2 protein-coding genes are annotated in these 2299 nt (G+C 48.3%); both read right to left on the bottom strand.

The window, feature by feature from the left end; all coding sequences use genetic code 11:
* A partial coding sequence (locus EYQ01_09530) for an AAA family ATPase (GenBank protein ID HIE66027.1) occupies window positions 1–604 on the bottom strand: 604 nt, incomplete at its 3' end.
* Window positions 605–1134: 530 nt separating this feature from the next.
* Entirely contained in the window at window positions 1135–1971 is an 837-nt protein-coding gene (locus EYQ01_09525; GenBank protein HIE66026.1) for a hypothetical protein, read from the bottom strand.
* Window positions 1972–2299 lie beyond the last annotated feature (328 nt).

The raw sequence follows: 2299 nt of genomic DNA, 5'->3' as shown, positions 1-2299 counted from the left end.
CCACAAAAGCCATACTGCCGCTCACCCTGCTGATCGTGTCCAGTTTTTCTGCCTTATTGAGGTGCGATACCCCCAGGATCGCCATGTTTTGTTGCTCAGCCATCAGACAAAGTGGCTCTAAGGTAGATCGGACCTCCGCATTTTTGTGGGTATCGATCCCCTCAAGGTAAGAACTGATCGGATCAATAATGAGAAGGTCTGCTGATAATCCTCTGAGTCGCTCGATATCTTTAACCAAACTAAAAGAATGCGTACGGCTCGCTCTTTTTACGCCTTTAAGCACCCGAACTCTTTTGATATCGGCGCCTGCGGCTTCAAGACGCGGTCGCAGGGTATCTGCAATATCGTCTTCTGCCGAGAGAATAACCACATCACCGGCGGGTACTGGCGCCTCACTCACAGGCCACACGCCTCCCGAGGAGACAATGGCCGCGATTGAGGCGGTCAGCGTTGATTTACCCTGCCCTGGATGCCCTACCACCAGAGATAACTTTCCTTTGGCAAGATAACCAGGCCACAGCCAGTCAATGGGTTTGGACTTAACGTCACAGATGTAAACGAGATCAAGTTCTTCTTCTTGGGGTTCTTGAGTAGTTTCTCTCATCGCTCTTCTCCCAGGAAAAACCCTTTAGGCCGAGACAGCGCGGCCCTTTTGAGACTGGTTTTTATGGTGACGTAGCGGGCACATATCTTAGGAAAGGCCTGGGCTACCCGTTGTGCTAATCCCGCCGGTACGCTCCCCGTATTTGTGGCTTGTAGCGCGTTTTTGGCATGGCGCCTCAAGTAAAAGCACACGGCCTCACCCTTACGGCATCCTCTTTCGGCCCATTTAGGGTCTATAGGACAGATAGGGGCTGAACAACCATCAAATCGAGGACACTCGATACTCTCGTCAACACTTACTGCTGCAGAAACATTTTTGTCACTTGTAGACATAACAAAACTCCTAGCGAAATACTCGCCTTCACGGAGCGCGCGAAATTGCCCGCCCTCAAGTGGTAGGCGTGACAAATCACCTGTCCCCTGTGACAAATTGCAGAGCACATAAAAAAACCCGCCAAAAGGCGGGTTAAAAAAACCTGACAGAATGCAATCTGTCAGAAAGGGATTTTGACAATTCAGATCATTTCACTCTCAATGATTCTTTAACCACTCATTAGCCTCATCTGACTCGCCGAGATCATCTTGGAAAGGATACTCTTCTGTACGCTCTTCTAAATCAGACGACAGGCTCTCCCCTATTTGATGTTTGGCGAGCGAATCATCGTAGGATTCGGTGCGTCGACTGGCCCTTTCTTTAGCCCGCTGATCTGCTTTGTCTCGATAGTCGTTTAACTCGAAAATCGGAAAGTGCAGATTCGGGAAACTGCTAGGATGAAAAGGGTTTTTTTCAATGCCGAAGAGGACTTTTAGTTGACCTCGTAATCTGGATAAATGCTTCTTGTATTGACTGTCTTTGCTTCTCTCCTTGAAAGCGATTCCCAGTAAGGTAGCGCCTTGCTGGTTAAGAATGCCTTTATCGATTCTTTTATCGACAAGTCCCATGTGGGCATAACTAACGCGCTTCGTCTTCTCTCGAGCCGAAATTTCAATATGATCGCCCGCCAACAAGGACATGGAGACCTCGTGCCACCCAAGTTTCTCCATTTCTTGGTACTCAACGAAAGGATCGGTATCGGAAGAAACAGGTCCCGGTGCTTTAGGAGAATTCTTCGGCTGGCCCCCAACTAGAGAGTCTTGCTCCTCATCAGATAACTCACTAATCGGAATTGCTTTGATACCGACGTACTGAAGGTCTTCTCCCTTGGCCTTGCCTTCATCGAAATCTATTTGAAGAAAATGCCAATGATGGGCGGGGATCACCGCGGGCACAGAATCTGAGGGAGAAACAAAACCAAAAGCGATTAACCTTTTAGAAGAGAGCATCTCACGGACCACTTCCTCAGCGTTGTCTAACACAACTAGGGCCATCTCCCATTGTTGACTTAGGACCTCGTGATCTGGGTGAATGGCTTGGTCTTCGATCTCAGACCGTTTTAAGTCTAGAAATGGGTTGGTGCGCTTGTTGCCACCAGAATCAAAGACACAATAATCCGCATCGTCAGCAAGTTCCCGCCGCAGTTCACGGAGAGAGATCGCTTTGTTGTAAGAATTCTCGTTTATTTTCGCCTCCAGAATTTCAAACTAAAGAACTACTGAGTGAGCCAGAATTTCTCATTCACTTCGTCGATCATTTCGTCGATCTCGCATTCGAAGGCTGTTTTACTCTCGGAGATTATGCCTTTACATCCCCAAACCG

Source organism: Candidatus Manganitrophaceae bacterium (genome assembly GCA_012960925.1).
GTDB lineage: Bacteria > Nitrospirota > Nitrospiria > SBBL01 > JAADHI01 > DUAG01.
Note: the sequence above shows the minus strand (reverse complement) of the source record. Positions and strands in the feature narration are given on the sequence as shown.

What these genes read in the sequence shown, in the direction of transcription:
- EYQ01_09525 (HIE66026.1), bottom strand. Translation starts at nt 1,971, where the DNA reads ATGGCCCTAGTTGTGTTAGACAACGCTGAGGAAGTGGTCCGTGAGATG.